The sequence below is a fragment of the Heliophilum fasciatum genome (genome assembly GCF_004341395.1).
Classification (GTDB): Bacteria; Bacillota; Desulfitobacteriia; order Heliobacteriales; family Heliobacteriaceae; genus Heliophilum; species Heliophilum fasciatum.
This window is the reverse complement of record NZ_SLXT01000012.1, coordinates 41,210-61,546: the sequence shown is the minus strand read 5'-3', so window position 1 is coordinate 61,546 and position 20,337 is coordinate 41,210. Positions and strand designations below refer to the sequence as shown.

General features: G+C 53.0%; 23 protein-coding genes. 5 read left to right on the top strand and 18 right to left on the bottom strand.

Annotated features, from left to right (window positions below):
* Nucleotides 1-18: 18 nt before the first annotated feature.
* From EDD73_RS08100 to fabZ, 13 genes are all read right to left on the bottom strand, one after another.
* Nucleotides 19-561: a flagellar protein FlgN gene (locus EDD73_RS08100; protein ID WP_165876397.1), complete on the bottom strand. Its 543-nt coding sequence runs from the start codon at nucleotides 559-561 to the stop codon at nucleotides 19-21.
* Between the two features lie 22 nt (nucleotides 562-583).
* Nucleotides 584-817, bottom strand: a complete 234-nt coding sequence (gene flgM / locus EDD73_RS08095; protein WP_131919279.1) for a flagellar biosynthesis anti-sigma factor FlgM — start codon at nucleotides 815-817, stop codon at nucleotides 584-586.
* Nucleotides 818-1,039: 222 nt separating this feature from the next.
* On the bottom strand, nucleotides 1,040-1,471 hold the full coding sequence (locus EDD73_RS08090; RefSeq protein WP_131919278.1) for a hypothetical protein: 432 nt from the start codon (nucleotides 1,469-1,471) through the stop codon (nucleotides 1,040-1,042).
* A 142-nt stretch (nucleotides 1,472-1,613) separates the two neighbouring features.
* Entirely contained in the window at nucleotides 1,614-2,030 is a 417-nt protein-coding gene (locus EDD73_RS08085; protein WP_131919277.1) for a hypothetical protein, read from the bottom strand.
* Nucleotides 2,031-2,170: 140 nt separating this feature from the next.
* Nucleotides 2,171-3,199, bottom strand: coding sequence for a ComF family protein (locus EDD73_RS08080; RefSeq protein WP_131919276.1), 1,029 nt, complete (start codon nucleotides 3,197-3,199; stop codon nucleotides 2,171-2,173).
* Nucleotides 3,145-5,544, bottom strand: a complete 2,400-nt coding sequence (locus tag EDD73_RS08075) for a DEAD/DEAH box helicase family protein (protein ID WP_131919275.1) — start codon at nucleotides 5,542-5,544, stop codon at nucleotides 3,145-3,147. Before EDD73_RS08075 ends, EDD73_RS08080 begins: the two co-directional genes overlap by 55 nt.
* 40 nt (nucleotides 5,545-5,584) lie before the next feature.
* Nucleotides 5,585-6,247 (bottom strand): response regulator transcription factor, encoded by a 663-nt coding sequence (locus EDD73_RS08070; RefSeq protein WP_131919274.1) that lies wholly within the window; start codon nucleotides 6,245-6,247, stop codon nucleotides 5,585-5,587.
* Nucleotides 6,210-7,391, bottom strand: coding sequence for a sensor histidine kinase (locus EDD73_RS08065; RefSeq protein ID WP_131919273.1), 1,182 nt, complete (start codon nucleotides 7,389-7,391; stop codon nucleotides 6,210-6,212). The genes EDD73_RS08070 and EDD73_RS08065 overlap by 38 nt, the downstream gene beginning before the upstream one ends.
* A 128-nt stretch (nucleotides 7,392-7,519) precedes the next feature.
* The gene (locus tag EDD73_RS08060; RefSeq protein ID WP_131919272.1) at nucleotides 7,520-7,699 is read right to left on the bottom strand and encodes a hypothetical protein; all 180 of its coding nucleotides are present in this window, start codon (nucleotides 7,697-7,699) and stop codon (nucleotides 7,520-7,522) included.
* Between the two features lie 283 nt (nucleotides 7,700-7,982).
* Complete coding sequence (locus EDD73_RS08055) at nucleotides 7,983-8,912, bottom strand: NAD-dependent epimerase/dehydratase family protein (RefSeq protein WP_131919271.1); 930 nt, start codon at nucleotides 8,910-8,912, stop codon at nucleotides 7,983-7,985.
* A gap of 81 nt (nucleotides 8,913-8,993) precedes the next feature.
* Nucleotides 8,994-9,800 (bottom strand): SH3 domain-containing protein, encoded by an 807-nt coding sequence (locus EDD73_RS08050; RefSeq protein WP_131919270.1) that lies wholly within the window; start codon nucleotides 9,798-9,800, stop codon nucleotides 8,994-8,996.
* 97 nt (nucleotides 9,801-9,897) lie between these two features.
* Nucleotides 9,898-10,983, bottom strand: a complete 1,086-nt coding sequence (locus tag EDD73_RS08045) for an MraY family glycosyltransferase (protein WP_131919269.1) — start codon at nucleotides 10,981-10,983, stop codon at nucleotides 9,898-9,900.
* Between the two features lie 262 nt (nucleotides 10,984-11,245).
* Nucleotides 11,246-11,686 carry a 3-hydroxyacyl-ACP dehydratase FabZ gene (gene fabZ, locus EDD73_RS08040; protein ID WP_131919268.1) on the bottom strand — a complete coding sequence of 147 codons (441 nt, stop codon included), beginning with the start codon at nucleotides 11,684-11,686 and terminating at the stop codon, nucleotides 11,246-11,248.
* Between the two features lie 161 nt (nucleotides 11,687-11,847).
* Here fabZ and EDD73_RS08035 point away from each other — a divergent pair, with 161 nt between their 5' ends.
* Entirely contained in the window at nucleotides 11,848-12,336 is a 489-nt protein-coding gene (locus EDD73_RS08035) for a DUF4330 domain-containing protein (protein ID WP_165876396.1), read from the top strand.
* On the opposite strand, the gene EDD73_RS08030 is transcribed toward EDD73_RS08035, so the two are convergent.
* Nucleotides 12,314-13,582, bottom strand: coding sequence for a glycosyltransferase (locus tag EDD73_RS08030; protein ID WP_131919266.1), 1,269 nt, complete (start codon nucleotides 13,580-13,582; stop codon nucleotides 12,314-12,316). The two genes, EDD73_RS08035 and EDD73_RS08030, sit on opposite strands and share 23 nt — an antisense overlap.
* A 116-nt stretch (nucleotides 13,583-13,698) precedes the next feature.
* On the opposite strand from EDD73_RS08030, the gene EDD73_RS08025 reads away from it, so the two are divergent.
* The 4 genes from EDD73_RS08025 (at nucleotide 13,699) to EDD73_RS08010 (ending at nucleotide 17,686) form a co-directional block, all read left to right on the top strand.
* A complete protein-coding gene (locus EDD73_RS08025; RefSeq protein ID WP_131919265.1) occupies nucleotides 13,699-15,690 on the top strand; it encodes an O-antigen ligase family protein in 1,992 nt (663 codons plus the stop codon).
* A 42-nt stretch (nucleotides 15,691-15,732) separates the two neighbouring features.
* Nucleotides 15,733-16,110 carry an EamA family transporter gene (locus EDD73_RS08020; RefSeq protein ID WP_131919264.1) on the top strand — a complete coding sequence of 126 codons (378 nt, stop codon included), beginning with the start codon at nucleotides 15,733-15,735 and terminating at the stop codon, nucleotides 16,108-16,110.
* A gap of 132 nt (nucleotides 16,111-16,242) precedes the next feature.
* On the top strand, nucleotides 16,243-16,482 hold the full coding sequence (locus EDD73_RS08015) for a hypothetical protein (protein ID WP_131919263.1): 240 nt from the start codon (nucleotides 16,243-16,245) through the stop codon (nucleotides 16,480-16,482).
* A gap of 340 nt (nucleotides 16,483-16,822) precedes the next feature.
* Entirely contained in the window at nucleotides 16,823-17,686 is an 864-nt protein-coding gene (locus EDD73_RS08010; RefSeq protein WP_131919262.1) for an RpnC/YadD family protein, read from the top strand.
* A 128-nt stretch (nucleotides 17,687-17,814) separates the two neighbouring features.
* Here the strand turns inward: EDD73_RS08010 and hepT are convergent, their stop codons facing one another.
* The 4 genes from hepT to EDD73_RS07990 all read right to left on the bottom strand — a co-directional run bounded on the left by hepT (nucleotide 17,815) and on the right by EDD73_RS07990 (nucleotide 20,320).
* Nucleotides 17,815-18,240, bottom strand: coding sequence for a type VII toxin-antitoxin system HepT family RNase toxin (gene hepT, locus EDD73_RS08005; RefSeq protein WP_165876395.1), 426 nt, complete (start codon nucleotides 18,238-18,240; stop codon nucleotides 17,815-17,817).
* Nucleotides 18,224-18,682: a type VII toxin-antitoxin system MntA family adenylyltransferase antitoxin gene (gene mntA / locus EDD73_RS08000; RefSeq protein ID WP_131919260.1), complete on the bottom strand. Its 459-nt coding sequence runs from the start codon at nucleotides 18,680-18,682 to the stop codon at nucleotides 18,224-18,226. Before mntA ends, hepT begins: the two co-directional genes overlap by 17 nt.
* 421 nt (nucleotides 18,683-19,103) lie before the next feature.
* Complete coding sequence (locus EDD73_RS07995; RefSeq protein ID WP_131919259.1) at nucleotides 19,104-19,472, bottom strand: DUF2304 domain-containing protein; 369 nt, start codon at nucleotides 19,470-19,472, stop codon at nucleotides 19,104-19,106.
* On the bottom strand, nucleotides 19,469-20,320 hold the full coding sequence (locus tag EDD73_RS07990) for a glycosyltransferase family 2 protein (protein WP_165876394.1): 852 nt from the start codon (nucleotides 20,318-20,320) through the stop codon (nucleotides 19,469-19,471). The genes EDD73_RS07995 and EDD73_RS07990 overlap by 4 nt, the downstream gene beginning before the upstream one ends.
* Nucleotides 20,321-20,337: the final 17 nt, after the last annotated feature.

The window sequence follows — 20,337 nt, the reverse complement described above, 5'->3', positions numbered from 1 at the left end:
TGACGATCCGATCGCCGGTTAGATGCGTTTGCTGAAAAATGCCCGCTGCTCACCGGACATATCTCCCCCACGCCCGTAGCCCGCTGTCGGTGCTTCGGTGGCCGCGCACATGGTATTCATAAAATGCTGGAAAAACTTCAGCGTTTGCTGGAGCATTTCTTCATTGCGTGCTGTTTTTTCTCTTAGGATCTTGGTTTGTTGCTGCAATTGGCCCATGCACGTTTCCAATGCCGTTTTTCTATCCGGCGGTGCGACGGCCACGATCTGCGCGAGCGTTTGACAGTCGGCAAAGCGCGGAAACCGTACGAGATGGGCCGTGTATCGTTGGCGCTGTTCTTCCACTTTACCGGCCCGCGCCACAAGGATTTCTTGGGCGGCGGTGATCTTTTTGATCTCCTCCAAGCTGGCGCGAAAAAGTGCTTTTTCTTGGAGTTCGGCAAGGTGCACCATGGCCTGCAGCAGGTCAGCATGCATACTGAGCGATTGGTTCAATCGCTCAAAAAGGTCCTCCCAGGTAGCGTCCGCGAGATCGGACGTTGCTGAGGGGACCTGTGTTCTCATCGGCATCCCGTCTCACCTTTTTTCATATTTCTTTGCGGTCGGCGAGGTTGTGCTCGATCATTTTGTCAGCGATGTCTTCGGCGGAAATCCGGTAGGTGCCATTGGCAATCTTTTCTCGTAACGCTGCGATGCGCTCCATGCGCGGATCGGGCGATTGATGCACCGCCCGGAGCGCTTGGTGTAACTCTCGCGCCTCATCGGAAACTGCAAAGGAGTCGCGCTTCGATGCCCCTGATGTCGACAGGGGGGGGTGCATCTTTGGGTTTATTGGTACGGTCAGTGGAGTAAATTTGCAATAACTGACTGATCCCGGCTGGAATTCTCATCGTGTTCAACTCCTTTGCCTTCCCTTACCTTTGGAGTTTATGAGCTCTTTCGATCATTATCGTGAACAGCACGCCAAAACTTTAGCGAAATAGCTCCTCGGTTCGGGCGGGCAAAGAAAATTTTTCTTTTGATGATTACTTTCGGCCAATAATTACTTTCTTTTGTTAAGATCGTTTGAAAAGACCTTGTTCTTATTTGCATGACTTTTAGCCCCACTGTTCGGTCGAAGAGCTTCGGCAAGACTTAGGGATTTAGCCGCACCACGCAGTTCCTGCGCCAGTTCTTCCTGGCATCTGCTGCAATACCGGCCGGCTTTAATCGGGATATCACAACGCTGGCATCGCTTACCGGATTTCGATTGATAGCTCAGGATTTCGATCCGGCCTTCATCGATAAAGCGAGCAATCGTGGCTTCATCCACACCGGTGGCCGCGGAAACTTCGTCGAGCGATGCCCCCGGAAAATCACGCAAATATTCGCGCACATCGTCATAGTGGCTTTCTAATTCACGGATGCAAATGGGGCAGTGTTTTTCTCTGTCTTTCGGGATGTATAGCCGGCCACAGCGAATACAGTTTTTCATGTTGACGCCTCACGTTCCCAATTGTCGAATATTTGATTCCCATAGATGGCTCCGATTTCTTGAAGAAAAAACAACCCCTCTGTGCAGGAGGGGCAAAATTGAACCGGTTCTGTTTCGGGGCCTTCATGCGTAAGGTCGCTGTTTATTTGCGGATACTACGGGAAAAGACTTTGTTCTTGGTATCTTCGGTGGCGATGCGATTTTCCGTCCTAAGGCTCAATGCTTGCACGGCACCACGCAGTTCGCGGGCCAACTCCTCTTGACAAGCCGCACAATGACGCCCGGCTTGGAGCGTGCAACCACAACGCTGGCAACGGTGGAGTGCGTAGCTTGCTCCGCCTACTTCCAGGCGACCTTCTTCGATAAAGCGATAGATCGTCTGTTCCTCGACGCCGACTGCATGAGCAACTTCCGCATGGGAAGCTCCGGGATGGTCACGCAGATACTCGACGACATCTTCATAGCGACTTTCTTCTTCACGAAAGCAGATCGGGCAGATTTTTTCTTGGCGCTGCGGAGCATAGAGCCGGCCACAGCGAACACAGTTTCGCAAACTCACCTTTGATGTCCCCTTTTTGGATGCATAATTTGTTTTCATTATAGCTCTAATTTTCAAGTAGAAACAATAGCTTCCTGATGTATTTTCCTCTTTTATGACGTATCACGTCTTGCCATGAACACATATAGCGCTCACGATGCTTAATAACCGATACCGGCCGCTGCCGTAAGAACCACTACACGTACATAGCCGGCCTGCCGCAAAACGCGGGTGGCTTCGGCTACGGTCGCTCCGGTTGTGTATATATCATCGACGATAATCGCTGTTGGCGCCGATGCGCCGGGAAGAACGTAGAATTGGCCACGCAGGTTTTCCATACGTTGCTGCCGCGTCAGATGGGCCTGCGCTTCGGTGTCGCTGCGCCGCCCCAGCCGATCATTGACGAGCAGCCCCGTCTCGGCGCTGATGGCTTGGGCCAGCAAGAGGGCTTGATTGTAATTGCGCGTTTGTAATTTTTGTGGATGTACGGGGATCGGGATCAAATGGGCTTGTTGCCAGTCGCCCCACGGCTGGGTCCAGGTGGCATTCGGTACGTTGCGCCATAAGATGGTTGCCATCAAGCGGCCCAGCGGTTCTGCTTTGGCCCGTTGTCCTTGGTATTTCAGATCGTGCAGACTCTGGCGCAGGAGCCCGCGATAGGGACCGATGTTCCAGGCCGCCGCAAAGAGCGGCTTTTGGCGGAGACAGTCGCTGCATTCATTACCGTTGATCGCTGTGGTGGACGCATTGTTAGGTGTGATGTTGGGTGCATTGTTAGGTGCAACATTGGATGCGATATTGGGTGCATTGTTAGGTGCTACATTGGATGCGATATTGGGTGCATTGTTAGGTGCTACATTGGATGCGATATTGGGCGCATTGTTAGGCACGGTGGTTGCTTCCGCATCGATGTATTTGCCGCATGTCATGCACTGGTTTAGCCCCTGGCGCTCCAGATCCAGATCGGTCAGGCAGTGCCGGCATAAGCCTGTCCGTGTATCCCCGTTGAGCGGCTGCTGGCAAAAGGAGCATTCCTGCGCCGTCGGAAAGACCGTGTCCGCCGCGGAACGAAACACCTGCGCCCAGGCGGTTTTCCAGATGGGGGTTGCTCGTTTGGGATTGACACTTTGTACATCTACCAGTGCTCGCGGAGACCGGGCAATCGTCCATCCACTATCCCATGCGCCCATACGTTATCCTCCTTTTGTGTTGTTTCTGCCGGTTGCTGAGTGATGGAGGAGGCCAAAAATCCTTTTTTTCGGGCCTCTTCATTAAGCCAGCGGATGCTGGTTAATGCTTCTTGCATCGCCGATGTCTTGCGAGTGCCGACAAACCATACGGTACCGTCGGGGCGTTCGCTGGAGCGCCCGGCTCGTCCTGCCATCTGGATCAATGCCCGTTCATCGAAAATTCGTTCATTTTCCGCAAAGAGAACAACGACGTTGGCTCGCGGAACGGTGATCCCGCGCTCCATGATCGCCGTCGTCACAAAGATCGGAAAGGCCTGGCGGCTGAACCGCTGTCGTTTGCTTTCTCGTTCCGGATCGCGGGAATGGCTGTACTCGACCCAGATCCCTTTAAAATCGTTAAAGGGAGGTAAGCGGGTCGCAACTTGCAGGGATGTCCCGACGCGCTGCGCTAAAAAAACGGAAGGAACAAAAAGAAAGACCTGCGCTACGTCGCCTTCCACGCTGCGATGCAAAAAGTGCAGGAGTTTTTCGGGGAAAATCAATTGATCCTTTTGCCAGTTCCATTTCTTCTCCAGTAAAATCTCCGGCTCGGGCAGCGGTCGGCCATGATGGCGGGCGGGAATGGTCACCAGCGCCAATTGCCGGGCAGCAACGGCTTCTTTTAATACTATATCGGGTGTGGCCGTCATATAGACCGAACGGCCTTGTCGTTTCCGTGCACGCAAGACCGCTTGGTGGAGCATCGCACTGCCTTGGTAGGGAAAGGCGTCGGCTTCATCTAAAACAACCAAGTCAAAGCTGTGAAAACAGCGAATCGCTTGGTGCGTGGTGGCGATGACGATCTGGCGCCGGATGTATTTTTCTGAGCTTCCGCCGTAAAGTGCGCCGACGCTGGCACCGGGAAAGGCTTGTTGAATGCGCGGCTCCAGTTCCAGCACCACATCGCGGCGCGGAATGGCAAAAAGCACCCGTCCGCCGGCGCGCAGGACTTGGGCGATGCTGCCAAAGACAACTTCGGTTTTGCCAGCACCACAGGCGGCCCAGACCAGAACGCCCTGGGGGCTGCCGGGCTCCTCGCGCGTATCGGTGGCGGCGATGTCATGGATGGGGGTGGCTTCGCTTGTGACTCTGCCAACGGCACCTGGTGTTGCCATGGTTCGGTGCATCAACGTCGCTTCGACGCGCTGGCTGGCTGCTGCTTGGGCCGGTGTCAACTTGAAGGTCAACTGGGGCCAGTGCATACCGGGCGGTGGTTCATTCGGCGAATATCCCGGCGCTGCCGCCCGTTGCTTATCTGTTCGGCTTGGCCGACAAATCAGGCGTAGCCGTGGCTCCACATCATGGTCCCATCGTTCCAGCCATTGCTCATCGCCGGCCATTCCGTACAGCGGACGGCACAGCCGTGCTTCGCCCATAGCTGCACAGGCTTCACAGGCCATGCAGTGGCTACGGCCGCAACGCACACAGGAACTAAGCAAGACGTTTTCCGTTTCACCGCAGCGCATGCACTGCCCCTGCCCCGGGGCCTTCAACTCCACCGAAGCAAACACTTGGATAACGCCAAGCAACGCTAAGACCTGCAAAATATCTTCCAGGGGAAGTCCATTGGATGGGGCACCCTGTACACATTCAGCTACTGCTTTTTCTACTTCATTCATAAACAGCAACCGGCCTTCCATTGCCATTGCTACTTGCCGAGCTTGCTCCACCGTAAAGGGTACCCCTTGCTCGCGATTGATGCGGTAGATGTGTACAGGATAGGGCTGCCGATCACCGGCAGCGGGAGCATCAACCTTGCGTAAGAGGGCGATAACTTGGCTTAGCCACGGTTTTATGGCTGGATCATGCCGGTGATCATCCCGTTGATCATCCCGCCGGTCCGGCAGGCGGTTATTCCATGATGCCTGCAGATCATCCAGAAAACTGCGGCTTTTTTGCTTCCACCACGCCGATTGCTTCGTTGCCCAATCCAGAGGACCAGTCCACCAGCTTCTCTGCTGATTGGGTTGACGGTTACGTTGACGGTTGGGTTGCCCGTTACACCCCTGCGTTGCGTGACTTGGCCAGCGCCCTTCGGTAAGCCAGTACCGCGATCGGCCGTCAAAACCGCCGGCGTCTTCATGCCATAATTTTTTCCAGATATATAAAAGGATACCGATGGGCAATATCGGCGTGATTACGTTTAATTCGGTGTAGCCTTCGTGGGCCAGCACAGCGCTGTCCAGCGTAGGATCATGGGTGATACCGAGCCATTCCTTGTGGCCGCCGCGGGCCAAGTACAGCACTCCTCGTAAGCAAAGCAAAAAAATCACCCTTTTGGCAATGGATGGTAGATGTTTCGCCAAAAAGGTGATTTCTTCCTTCGTAAAAAAAGAAATTGTTTTGTCACTGAATGTCGACAAAGCGATGTTTGATTGCAAAAAGCGCTGCTTGCGTACGGTCTTTGACTTGGATTTTGCGAAAGATACTGGTGATGTGATTTTTTACTGTTTTTTCGCTGATGAAAAGTGTCTGCGCAATCGCTTGGTTGGACGCACCGCGGCCGATCAGGGAAAGCACGTCCTTTTCCCGTTCCGTCAAATCGTCACCACGGTGGTCCTGTCCATGTCCATGACGCTGGCGGCCGTAACCGGCAGCTTTGTTGATAATATCCGGATCGAGGACGGAACCGCCCTGAGCCACACAAAGAATCGCACTGCTCAAACGGTCCGGATCGACATCTTTCAGCAAAAAGCCATCGACCTTCGCTTCCACGGCCCGCAGGATATCGCCCTCGTCGTCATGGGCGGTGAGAATGATGATGCCGATCTGCGGATGTTCTCGTTTGATTACTTGGCATGCTTCGATACCACTGGCCCCGGGCATGTTAATATCCATTAAAATTACGTCCGGCTGCAAGCTACGGCTCTGGCGGATGGCGCTTTGCCCGTCACCCACTTCGTCAATCACTTCGAAACGTAGCTCTAATTCTAAGATCTTGCGCAATCCTTGGCGCACAATCGGATGATCATCAGCGATCAGAATGCGAACGGTGCCGCTTTGTTTCATCGTCTGCCACCTCCATGTTCAGCGGGATCCGGATCAACAAGGTTGTTCCTTTGCCGGTACCGGTGCGTATATTCAGGGTTCCCTTCAGCAGGGCTACGCGCTCCTGCATGCCGGCAATGCCAAAATGATCGGCCGACATCCCTTGCATTTCTTCGTAAATAAATCCGCATCCGTCATCGGTCACCGAAACGGCTACGCCTTGCGGAAGCATTTCCATTTGTACGGTTACAGTGGTTGCTCGCGCATGCTTATGTACATTGCTGAGGGCTTCTTGTACCATGCGAAACAAAGCGACTTTATAGGCTGTGCCGAGCGCTTGTTCTTCTCCACGAAAGCGCAACGTGATCTGCAGGTTGGTTTTCTCTTGAAAATCTGCGGTATAGCGGCGCAGCGCATCGTATAAACTGCTGTCTTCCAAGGCCATCGGCCGCAGATCATAGATGATTTTGCGGACATCTTTCAGGGTAAGACGGACTGTGTTTTTGAGTTCACCTAGTTCTTGCCGGGCCCGCTCCGGGCTTTGGATGAGCAGTTTTTCGCACAGTTCCGCTTGCATCACCATACCGGCCATGGTCTGAGCCGGTCCGTCGTGAATTTCTCGGGCCACGCGCCGCCGTTCTTTTTCCTGGGCAAGAACGATCTGCAGCGCCAATTGCTCTTGTTGCTGGGCTTCTTCCAGTTTTGCACCGACGATTTGCAAGTTGTTTCCTAAAAAGTCCAAGATCACGCCAATCTGTCCAATCAACGCTTCTGCCCGTTCTACCATGCTTTGGAGGGTACGTAGCCGCCGTTCCAGTGTGTCTCGTCGTGTACGCAGTTGGAGTTCCCGTTCACGATACACGGCCAAACTTACCTGGAGCGCCTGCGCTTGTTCGTAGGCCTGGCGAATGTCTTGTTCGCTAAAACGATATAAGTCTCGACTGACTTCCATCAGTCGCACGCGGGCACTGCGTTCTTGCCGTTCCAGAGCGTCAACGTTTTCAATTACCTCTAGTGTTTCCTTTTGGATGGCTTGGAGATCTTTTTGTACACTGGAGACTTCAAGGCGTGCATCTTCGGTAATCGAAAAAATTTTTTCTTTCGATTGTTCGATCGTTTCCAGTGTCCCTTGGACAATTTTATCCAACGCGGTTGCGTCCAGCACGCCGGCCTCCCTTCTGCACTAACCAGGATGATCTGCGTACATAACCCGGGCTCCTTCTTTCGACAAACGAACCCGTTTTTCCTGCAAAAAAAAGCCTCCCACATCAAGGGGAGGCTTGCCCGACATGGCTAGGCTTGTCCGGCTACGTATGCATCCATCGTTCCCATCTCCACAGGTGTGACGAGCCGCAGGTGTGTAATGGGGCGAATCACTAATTGCCCGAGGCTGTCAATTTCCATGCGTACTGCCGCACATTGTCCGTCATTTAACCATTCTTGCGGCAGTTGAAACTCCCCTTGCTTCGACAATACTGTACTCCCTACCAAGCCGGCACCTCCGCTACTGTTATGCTACGTAAAGGCAGTATCGATGGCTGACCGATTATCGGGCATCGATTGTTGGCCGATTGGGCATCAATTGCTGACCGATTATTGGGTCGCCTTTTATCGTTACATGCCGAATCGTTACTAAAAGCATAACATTGCGGCGGCAAGGCTGTCCTCAGAAGAAAGTCGAAGCGCGGCAAGAGATCCGATTTTTTTTAGGACAAAAACTGACGCTCCCTTAAGGGCCAGGGCAGTAGCGGTCACCTCATTCGACTGAGGCAGCGAGCGTTAAGGCCAGGCCATCGGCCAAGGTGATGCGGGGACGCCAGTCAAGATCGTTGTAGATTCGTGTCGAATCAAGATAACTATGTTGAATATCGCCGGGCCGCGCCGGTCCATAGTTAACCGGTAGCTTGCTACCCTGGATGTCCTGCATGGTCTGGTATAGTTGATTAACTGTCAAGGGCACGCCGGTACTGACGTTGTAAATATGGTGACGAAGCTGCGATGCCGGCGCTTCCATCGCTTGAATGACGGCGGCGGCCACATCACCGACAAACACAAAATCCCGTGTTTGCTCCCCGTCGCCGAAAATCACCGGGGCTTGGTGTCGCCGTAAATGATCGGCAAAAATCGCCACCACGCCGCCTTCGCCTGTCGCATCTTGCCGCGGGCCAAAGACGTTGGCAAAGCGTAATGCGATGCCTTCGATCCCGTGCAATTGTCGATAGACGGCCAGGTAGTGCTCGGGGGTGTGCTTGCTGATCCCGTAAAAATTCATCGGTGCCACGGGATGTTCTTCATCGATGGGCAACCTTTGCGGCTCGCCATAGACGGCAGCGGATGAGGCCAGCACCAGGCGTTGGATACCTTGACGGCGGCAAAATTCCAGCATTTGCAGGGTACCGATAATGTTGACTTGGGCATCGCGCCCGGGATCACGCAGCGATGTTTGCACGTCGACTTGGGCAGCCAGGTGAATGACCGCTTCCGGGGGGTTATCCTGCTCGGTCAAGGGCGCTTGCCAATCGGTTTGACAGACGTCACCAATGATCAACCGGGCTTGGGGATGAACATTTTGCCGTTTGCCGGTCGACAAATCGTCCAGTACTGTCACGGTGTGACCTCGCTGGATTAAGGTATCTACGACATGGGAACCGATAAAGCCGGCTCCGCCGGTGACCAATACGTGCAAAGTTTGCCACCTCGATTTTTTACTTTTGCTTTTGTTTTCCGGTTAGGGTATGCGACTATGTCACGCGGCGACGCCGCGCAGTTACGGCATGGCCAGTAGATCTTGACGCACGTAACCTTCTTGCCCGTTGGCAAGGCGTACTTTATACCAAGGCTGCCCGCCGTCGGCACCGTTGACTTTTTCCAGAATCACCACGCTGGTGCGATAGGGCAATTTGGTCAGTAATGTATAATCGGTACCCGGGCCATAGCGCACATTGGCACCGCCGGTTGGTGTGATGGTACCGGTCTTCGCAGTCCCTGTGGCCGGTGTTGTAGCCGTTGTGGCGGACGTTGTTGCAACTGCGCCCCGCGACGCAACGGTTGAAGCGGTCGTGGGGGTTGTTCCGGATGAAGTTGCCCCGGCCGCTCCGGTTGTTACCGTGGTGACGGGGGCACTTGTGGCGAAGGCCTCCAGGCCGCCACCGAGTTTGGCCGTTTCGGCTGTCCATGTGGTGCTTTGATAGCCTGCTGGCATGGGCGGTAATTGGATCGTTTGTCCGGCACGGGCAACGGCCACTTGTAACGCTTCTACGCGAGCATTGAGGGCCACGATCTGGTTATGTAGATCGGCATTATTCGCCCGCATCGCCTTAAAAAGATAGCTTCGTGCTACTAACGGATCATCACTGGTTCCCGGTGTGGCTGCAAAAGCCAGCACCACTTGCCCCACTAGAAATCCAGCTGCCATTAGACCAGCACCTTTGATCCAACCGACCCAGCGCGGGCGTTTTGGTTCAGGTGTTGGTGATGTTGTAGATGTTGTTCGTTTCTCTGACGTCGGGGCCAAAAGCACTTCGATCTCTTCCGGCAAGAGACCTGGGCTTTGCCTTTTTGATGAAGATTTCATTCTGTCACCCCATTGTACATTCCACTCATATACATGACAAAAGCCACTGGTGGAAAACTTCACCACTGGCTTGTCTGCATCAAATCAACGACCCTTTTCAGCGCTCTTCCGGTTGCTCTTGCTTGATGGCGATCCGACTTACGGCCACTTCCGTTACCGCAGTCGAACGTCCCACTATACCCAACCGGTCCGCCAACACAAGAATCAAGCTAGCGACGAAAATCAACACAAAAACACTTTGCGCCGTCGAGACACTGGTGAGAATCACTGCTGTAATACCGAGAACGGCATTGATACCGTAGATGATTAACACGGTCTGGGGATGGGAAAAACCCAGTTCCAGCAAGCGATGGTGCAAGTGTCCTTTATCGGCTTGAAAAATCGGTTGTCCTTTTTGGTAACGACGGAAAATCGCAAACCCTGTGTCTAAGATCGGGATACCGACGATTAAAATAGGAACAAAAACGGAAATCACTGTAGCTACTTTGGCTAGGCCCATGATGGACAAGCAGGCCAAAACGAATCCCAGAAACATAGCGCCGGTGTCGCCCATAAAGATGGTCGCCGGATGAAAGTTATGCTTTAAGAAGCCTACGGCGGCGGCACCAATGGCTAACGCCAGGTATGCTACGAGGATTTGACCTTGGGTCCAGGACACAACGGCGAGGGTCAGAGCGGCAATGGCCGAGATTCCGGCAGCCAGACCATCGAGTCCGTCAATTAAATTGACGGCATTGGTCACACCGATAATCCAGAAGATCGTAATCGGAATCTTTAACCAACCTAATTCCAAGACGTCGGGGTTAATAAAGGGGTTTGTCACAAAATCGACGGATAGTCCGAAGGGAATGACCGCACCGGCTGCTGCCACTTGCCCGATGAGCTTGATCTTGGGCGACAAATCAAAGCGATCATCTAGAACACCGGTCAAGACGATGATGAAACTCCCAATCAGCAGTCCGGTCATTTCCGGACGCCAAAGCTCCGGTTTCCACCAACCCAAGGCACAAGCCACGATGGTAAATCCCGCCCAGATCGCCAGTCCTCCTAGACGCGGCATCACCCGGGAGTGCACTTTTCGCCCCGTTGGCACATCGACGGCGCCAATGCGAAATGCAAACCAGCGCACAGCTGGTGTAAGGACGAGTGCTAGCACAAAAGCGGCAAATGCCACTAAGGCCATCGACACATAGGTCGCCTGCCTTTCTCCCACGAACTTTTTTACGTAAGGGCTACCACTTTGTTGCTAACCAAGCTGTATTTACGGTAAAGCAGGGCGCCTTAACCATCATTCTACCCCAAGGCCTTCCATAAGACAAGATACCACGCATAGAATCCTTTTGTTCCGACCATACTGAGGGGAATGTAAGGCGGGGGATTTCATGAAAGCTCTGATTTTACGAAGGATCTTGATTGATTTGATGAAACCTTGATTTGATGAAACCTTATGATTTTACAGCGAATGTCAGCAGTGCCTCGCAGACCATCTGACCGTCGACGGTGGCTATACCTTTGGCTTTGCCGATGCCGCGTTTCAATGCCGTCAATTCTGCTTCCAAACGCAGCACATCGCCGGGTACTACTTGTCGGCGAAAACGCACGTCGTCCATTCCGGCGAACAAGGCGATGCGGCCGGCGAACTCCGGCATCTTGAGCAGGGCCACAGCGCCGGTTTGGGCCAATGCTTCTAAGATCAACACGCCGGGCATCACCGGATAACCGGGAAAGTGCCCTTGAAAAAAAGGTTCATTGATCGTGACATTTTTCCAACCAACGGCCGAACGACCGACTTCTAATTCCGTCACGCGATCAAGCAATAAAAACGGTGGTCTATGGGGTAGAATACCCTGAATGTCCGTTACCGATAGATCTACATTTTGCCGCATGTGCCATGGGCCTCCTTTGATTCCATAGTTTATTTTTTGAGCTTTGTGCTTATGCGGTGGTTTGTGTCTTTTGAGTGGTTCTTCTTGGCACAAACAAGGAAGATGCCTCCTGATGTCGAATGATAGCTAATTCAATAACTAATAGGAGGAATGTAGCTCCCATGAAACTCGTCGATGACCGGGGCCGCTGGTTCGGCCTGATCAACCCTCTCGACTTGGTTGTCCTTGTCGCCATCGTCGCTCTCGTCTTTGGTCTCGCCACCAAAACCAAAAACATCGTGAGCACCACAACTACGGAAGTGCAGTTCGAAGGCTTTTTCAAAAAAGTTCACCCCGAACTGGTGGCTGGTCTGAACACGAATGAAAAACTGGTGGCCGGCGGCGTGTTTGTCGAGGACGCCCGTGTCGAATCGATTCGTGTCGTTCCCTCGCGCACGTCCCAGACGAACGCGCAGGGGGAAACGGTGGTCTCCGATGATCCCCATTATAAGGATGTGTATGTTGTGATCCGCGGCACCTCCAAATCGGCCACGGCCGATCTGAAGGTGGGCAATCAGGAGATCAAAGCTGGGAAAGAATACTGGTACAAAACGCAAACGATGAACCTGCAAGGGATTGTGGACAGCGTCAAGATTTTACCGTCGCCTTGATTCGCTCCATCATCACGGCCAGCCGGGCATCCCAGGAATGGGTCTCTGCCAGTGCTTGCCGCTCCGCTCTTCCTGCGGTTGGCGCTGCACGCAGGGACGCCTGCACCATGGCAATGAAGTCATGGTGATCGTGGGCCACTTGGACGACCGGTGCAAAGGGCAGGACCTCAGGCAGTGCCGTTGAGACGACGGGCTTCCCGGCAGCCAGGTACTCATAGATCTTGACGGGATTGACGGCGGCTGTCAACTCGTTCATCCGAAAGGGCGACAGGCAAACGTCAAAATAACGCAGGTACTGCGGCAATTGGGCGTAAGGCTTTTTACCGAGGAGTTGTACGTTCGGCAGCGCCTGCAGTGCTCGTACGTCCGTTTCGACGGGACCGATCAACACCAAATTCGCCTCCGGTACGGCACGGGCTAGGGCTGCCAATAATTCTGTATCGATCCAACTGCCGATGCCACCGATAAAGCCAATGACCGGTTTTCCTGGCGCAGGCATGTCCCCCGGGAGTTTGTGGCTGTTTTTTTCATCGGCATCACCACGGGCAGCTTGGGCGTGCTCCGCGTCAGTGGCAGCCTGTCGAAAGTGTTCTACGTCGGCTGCATTGGCGACGAGCGTCACATCGGGGCGGACTCGCTCCATCTTGCGCGCCAGCGCCTGGGCCGAAGCAAAGACCACATCGGCGCGCTTCGCCAATTCATCTTCCATGGCTTGCATGACGACTGGGTCGATGAGCCCTTGAAAGGCCGCGTGATCATCGACACAGTCATAGATCACTTGGGACCAGCGGTCGCCGCCCAGCAAATCGCAAGAGCCCGGTAGATAAGTCCACAGCACCGGCCGCTGCCATTTTAAGGTACGCAGCGCTTGATCCAGCGCACGGGCCAGCCGTTTTTGGTTGCTGCGGTTGACGGGTCGATACATGCTGTGAAAAGGCCAAAAGATCGGTGGCTGCAATCCCCAAATCGCACCGGGCCGTAGTTCCGTGAGTCCTTGCGGTGATGCTTTTAGTGTCCCTTCCGTCCCTTCCGTCCCTTCCGTCCCTTCCCGTGTCCCTTCCCGTGCGGCCTTTAGTGCTGCTTGTCGCGCTTCCCAAAGGGCTTTATTTTTTAATCCTGCCAAATAGGTGATCGGCGGATCGACATAAAGCACGCGATGCCCCTGATCGGCCAGGCGTACCATCAACTGTTGCGCCCGCGCCCAGATGCCGTGCCACTCTGCCGCTCCTATACATACAATATCCAACCATTTGTCCTCCCCACTTCAAAAGGTCCCCACTTCATAGGCAACGAGGTGAAAACCCCCTGAATACCATTGAAACGTTTCGCCAAGTCCTTGTCAACAGCTTGATCGGTCGACTTATGCAACTTCTTGTTTTTCTTTTGAAAAAAATCGACCTGGTCTGGCAGCGCAGTTGGATTCATCGGGGCCTGGAACGGTTCATCGCCCTGGCTCGCCAAAGCGTTACCGGCCGTTTCGTCGGTGATGATCCCTATGGGCGAATGGAGCGCCTCGCTACGGATTCGCAATTTTTACGTCTTTGGCGCCTGATCACGGCGCCCTTGGTTCTACTGCGCCGGCGTTGGCTCGATCTGTTTTTGCCGACCGCCGATACGTCACTGGTCGGCAATATTGTGCGCCATCTGGCCGTACCGGAAGGGTGGCAGTTGGCCGGTATCAGCCGGGCCGGTGTCGCGCTGGTTATCGGTTGGCTTCACGCGAAAATCCCTTTGATTACTACCGGCCATGCGCCTTGGAACCTGAGTACGGTGCTGTTGCCATTGCTTATCATTGCTGCTCTTTATACGTTCCGCACCTGTACAAGTACTGTAGCGGAAGTGGCGGCCCAATCTTGGATCGCCCGCGGCGTTGCGGCTTTGTTTCGTGATCACGATTCGGAAGTAGCTGCTGGGGCCGCTGGGGGCGTCGGGACTACCGGAACTGTCGGGGCTGCTAGGGCTCCCGGGGCCGTCACTTCCCCTTATCCCGTGGCACCGGCTTTGAGTCCAGTCGCTGAAAAGCTCATGTTCCTGCTCCTGTTCGGCCTCGGTGCTGGCCTTGGTTTCCTGGCCTCCCGGTACGGTGATGTCGCTACTGTCGCGCTTTTGCTGGCCCTGGTGGCGCTGCAGTTGCTGATTTTTCGCCCAGCCCTGGGCCTGATTGGCATCGCCGCTTTTAGCCCCATTGACTGGTTTTTGCGGCTTCAGTTGCCGGCCAGCGTTGCTGCCATTTGGGACAAAGGCCTTTTTGTTTTGATGATTGCTGCCATTGGCGCCCACTGGCTGACACGGCGCGATTTTCGCTGGCGCGGCCACCCGCTTTTTGTGGCGCTGACGGCTTTTAATATCATCATGATCACGCTTTTTCTTATCGATCATACCTATCCGCGGATCTCGGTGCCCTTCGAAGGTTTGCGCGTTGTCATTCAGCATACATTTTGGTTTTATCTGGCCATTCAGCTCTTGGAGCGCCCTGCCCAAAGCCGCCGTTTTTTGATCTTTTTTGCGTTGATCGCTACCGGCATTGCCGCCTTCGGTGTTTACCAGTACATCATCAAAGTACCGATGCCGGAAAACTGGGTCGACAAAGCGGAAAGTATCACGACGCGGGCTTTTTCTATCGTTCAAAGCCCGAACGTGCTTGGCAGCTTGCTGGTGTTGACAACGCCTATCGCTCTGGGGCTGACGTACCAAAGCCACCGGTGGCAGCGTTGGTTTTTTCTCGCTTGCGCCGGGGTCATGGCCGCTTGCATGGTCGTTACTTTTTCTCGTGGTGCCTGGCTGGGGTTGGGGATCGCCATTGTACTCTTTAGTTTGCTGCAGGACCGGCGGATTATCGCCATTTTGTTGATCGGTGCGTTGCTCTTGCCGGCCGCTGCGCCGTCGGTGGCGGATCGCGTGAGCTATTTGCTGAGCCCCAGTTATTTTGCCAGTTCGGCCAAGGGCGGGCGAATCGATCGTTGGAACTTGGCGCTGGAAAAAGTGCAGCAACACCCGATGACGGGGATCGGTCTTGGCCAGTTTGGCGGTGCTGCTGCCGAGCGCAATGCGATTTATTTTTCGCATAAAACGCTCTACACCGATAACTATTACCTGAAAACGGCTGCGGAAACCGGTCTTGTGGGTTTATTTTCCTTGCTAGGCTTGATTTTGGCCACGATACGGTTTAGCATTGGCTCGGCCTTGCATACGGCTCGTCGCTATCGCCCTCTGGCGGCCGGTGTGGCTTGCGGTATTATCGGCGTGGCCTTGCATAATGCTGTAGAGAACGTTTTTGAAGTGCCGATGATGGTGATTTCATTTTGGTTTTGCGTCGCTTTACTCGGTGCGCTGCGACGGCGGGGTGAAGAGTAGTCCTAGGAGTCCTCGGTAATCTGCCTATAAGGAAGTGGCCTCATGCCTAAGTCCACATTAAGCCCCGAAGCGCTCCTCTTAATCGGTACGAACATTATTCTTCTGCTCTCGGGGCAAGCGCTCTGGAAGATCGGCTTGCAGAAACTGGGCGGCTTCCAATTGTCGAATTTGCTTGCTTTGTGTTTTTCTCCTTGGATTATGGGTGGCCTCGTTCTTTATGTCATCGCCACCGGCCTGTGGTTCGCCATCCTTTCCCGTGTTGATTTCAGCTTAGCTTATCCGCTGCAAAGCCTGTCCTTGGTATTGGGGGTTTTTCTGGCTTGGACGTTGTTTCAGGAGACGATTCCCTGGACGCGCTGGCTCGGCACGGTGATCATCGTCGTCGGTTGTTATCTGGTGTCGCTGCCGCAGCGGTTTTAAATGCAAAAATGGAGCCGGCTGTAGGTGTTATGTGTAGCCAGCATCATTGCCATCACAGACAAGATCCTGTCGGAAAGCATCAACAATATCCTTCCGGAAAGCGTCAAAAAAATGTTACTGGAGGTGCGAAGAATGACCGATATTGAAAAATTGCTGCGTGGGGAAGGCCGTGAAGTAGATCGTTTAGAGGGCTTTAAAGAGAGCTTTAAAAAAGGCTTTATTGAAGGCTTTAAAGAAGGCCTTAGAGAAGGTAAGGAAATGGTCGCTATCGCCGCCTTGAAAGAGGGGATATCACCGGAACTGGTTGCCGAAATTACCGGCATCCCCATCGATAAAATCAAAAAAATGGCTTCTGCCCATCTCCCACAATGAGCAGGTAGCCACCATTACCCTCGCTGATAACTTCTACTTATACCTCTTGCTTATTTTCACATCCCCTATGTGTAATCGAAAATCCCCCTGACCAGGCTTGCCGCCTCATCAGGGGGATTTTTCGTTCATACTTCTCTAACGACCATTTTATCCGGTATTCCACAATCGCAAGCCCGATTGAAAATAAGTTGTAGTACTTTGTTCTGGTTCAACCCTGCTAAGAAAATTAACAAATACTACAATACAAAAAAGGAAATTGCTTGAAAAAATCGAATCTCTTTATTACCGCTACACCTGCCCGCGAACATGGTACAATAAAGAAAGGAAGTGACGAGAATCGATGACAGAATCCGACTTCAATGATTCTTTGCAATCAACCGCGATCAGCTATCAAAACAAAGACATCGTCATGAAATTCATGGCCGAGACATTTGCTGACAAAACACTTGACCTCTTTGGGCTGCACACCGCCCGCGTGGTTCGTGCCATGCCGACCGTATTGCCGACGGTCGAAGCTAAAGAACAGCGAATTGATTTTGTCTTTCTTTTGGAAGACGACAGTCTCCTGCATTTAGAATTTCAAGTGAACAAGCCACCGGATCTGCTCCGGCGCATCGCCCTCTACGGCGCGCGGATCGTTGAACGCCATGGCAAACCCGTGCGCACTGCCGTGATTTATGCCGGCCATGTCCAATCCGCACCGGCTTGCTTGGAAATGGCCTCCTTGACATACCGCGTCGACAATGTGTTCATGCGCTCCTTCAACGGTGACACCGAGTTGGAACAACTGGAACATAAAATCCGGGATAAGGTCCCTTTGGACGAGCAAGATATCCTGAAACTAATCTTTCTTCCCTTAATGCACAGCGACGCGCTCAATGAATCTGAACTGGCAATCCGCGCCGCCCATCTTGCCAAAGAAGTTCAAGGATCACTGCAGGTGTTATGTGTAGCGAGTATCATTGCCATCACCGACAAGATCCTGCCGGAAAGCGTCAAAAAGATGTTATTGGAGGTGCTCAGAATGACTGATATTGAAAAATGGCTCCGTGAGGAAGGCCGCGAGGAAGGCCGTGAGGAAGGCAAAGAACTAGTCGCTATCACCGCTTTAAAAAAGGGAGTATCCCCGGAACTGATTGCTGAAATTACCGGTATCCCCATCGATAAAATTCAAAAAATCGCTTCTGCCCATCTCCCACAATGAGCAGGTAGCCTCCATTACATTGGCTGATAATTTTTACCGTACCACTTGCTTATTTTCACATCCCCTATATGTAATCGAAAATCCCCCTGGCCAGGCTTGCCGCCTCATCAGGGGGATTCGTCATTCGTTCATACTTCTCTAAGATATTCACGGGATACAATATCGACAAACTCATGAAATTCTTGCAAGTGCGATTGAATCACTTCATAAATCGAGCGTTCGTCAACCTCGTCATAGATATGCACAATGCGATTACGAAATCGAATCATTTTGCGCAGGGTAAGGCCAAACTCCGAGGAGAATATCCCCTTCTGAACCAGCAGTTCAACTGCGTGACCATGATGCTGCGGCAGTCCAATTCGCTCTCTGGCGATAATGTGCATCACCACATCAGTCATGGCTTCAATCGCTACCTGGAGATAGCGCAACGAAGCGGCAAAGCAGAAGGGTTTTTCAAGAAACTCTTGGTAAGAAAAGTGTTTAATGATTTCGAGTTCTTCCACGTTTTTTTGAATATAGTTGAGCTTCGTACGTAATTTATCGCCCTCGACCACGAGAATCCACCTCCGGAAGCGCCTTATCATATTCACGGCAAAAAGCCGAATAATCGATCTGATAGTCCAGGTACCGGATTAACACATATTCGATAAAATCACTGAGTAGGTCACCTTCACGTTCGTACAATAACCGTCCCGTACGTAGCACTTTATACTGCATGAGCAACGATGCTTGGTTGAGGAAAAGCACATCAACGTCATCCGTACCCAATATATCGCTGATCCGGCATTCCAATTCCAATTGTTTATCGATATCATTGACCGTCTCATTATCCACAAGCACTGCAATATCCACATCGCTTTGCGGCGTCTGATACTCAGTGCCATAGGATCCAAAAAGATAAGCAGCAAAAACAATCGGTTGCTCCGCAAAGTACCTCTTTATCGCTTCTAAACGATCATCAATGTTCAGCATGGGTATGCTTTCAGGCAGCGACACATGAATGCGCTCCTTTCACTTCACGGCGGCGATTTATCGATTCAAAGGATAAGGCCCCGCTATATTTTACCATATATTTCATTCAAATCACAACGTTTGCGATCTGCTGAAAACGACCATTTTATCCGGGAGCGAATCTCTTTATTACCGCTACACCTGCCCGCGAACATGGTACAATAAAGAACATCACTTTGGACGAGCAAGATATCCTGAAACTGATCTTTCTTCCCTTAATGCACAGCAACGTGCTCAATGAAGCCGAACTGGCGATCCGCGCTGCCCATCTCCCGCAATGAGCAGGTAGCCACCATGACATTCGCGGATAATTTTTACTGTACCTCTTGCTTATTTTCACATCCCCTGTAATCAAAAATCCCCCTGACTAGGCTTGCCGCCTCATCAGGGGGATTTTTCGTGCCCCTTATTCTTCCTTATGTTCCAATCCCGACCCCGCCCGGCGCTGCTCAGCCTCCAAGATCGCCACCATCTGCGCCAGTTCCTTGTTACTTTCCTTGAGTTGCGAGATATGGCCGGCCTGCCGGAAAAGTAACACCAAGCAAAACAAAATCCCGATAAAAAACAGCAGCGCCGGCTGGTACACCACACCGACCCAAGCCGCCACCTGATCGACTAACCCCGGCCAAAAAGCCAGAAACACGATGCCCAGTGTACCAGTCACCCAATACAGCGACTCCTTTTCACTGAGCCGGTTCTGCTTGACGCGCTGAATCACATACGCGGCAAAGGCCAGTCCTACGATCCGCACAAACCACAACAGCTTGATGCTCATCGTTGGCCCCCCCCTTTCGCCGGTGCCATCGCTCCCGATGGCGTAGCCGGTACATTCGACATGGCCGTTGTCGACGCCGATACTTGTTCCACCGATGCCGGCAAAGTCGGCCCATCGAAGCCCAAACTCCCCCGGTAGGCCCGCCCTTTGACAATCGCAATAAAAATGCTGTAGATCATGATCACCAAATACTTGACGACCTTGAACCCGCTGTGCATGCTCTCGCCATGCAAACGCTCCCGGATCGACGCCACTCGCTCAGTCACCTTAAAGCCGGCCAAGATCATCAAGACCAGCACGTTAGCATCAGGAAAATCGACAGGAAACTGATTGGCGTAAGAGTAAAACTGGTAGACACGCCGGTTAAGCAGTTGCAGCCCCGACGTGGGATCATTGACTTGTTGGCCCGTCAGCGCCCGAATCATCAGCGAAAACATTTTGATCCCCAGACCGCGCTTCCAGTTCGTATGCTTTTGATCATTCAAAAAGCGCGAACCAATGACAATATCAGCACCAGTGGTGGCCATCGCCTCCGCCATCACAGCAATATTGGCCGGGTCATGCTGCCCGTCACCGTCAAACTGAATAACAAAATCATAACCATGCCGACGGGCATACTTAAAGCCCGTCTGCAGCGCCGCCCCATAGCGTAAATTGACCGGATGGGTAATCACCGTCGCCCCGTGCCGGCGCGCCAAGGCAGCCGTAGCGTCCCGCGATCCATCATCAATGACGACCACATCGGCCCAAGGCACCACAGCCCGTAGCTCCGTCAACACGGAGCTGATATTTTCTGCCTCATTATACGCCGGAATAATGATCAAATATTTACCCGGTAAACGTTCCAACCCTACCGTCCCCCTCA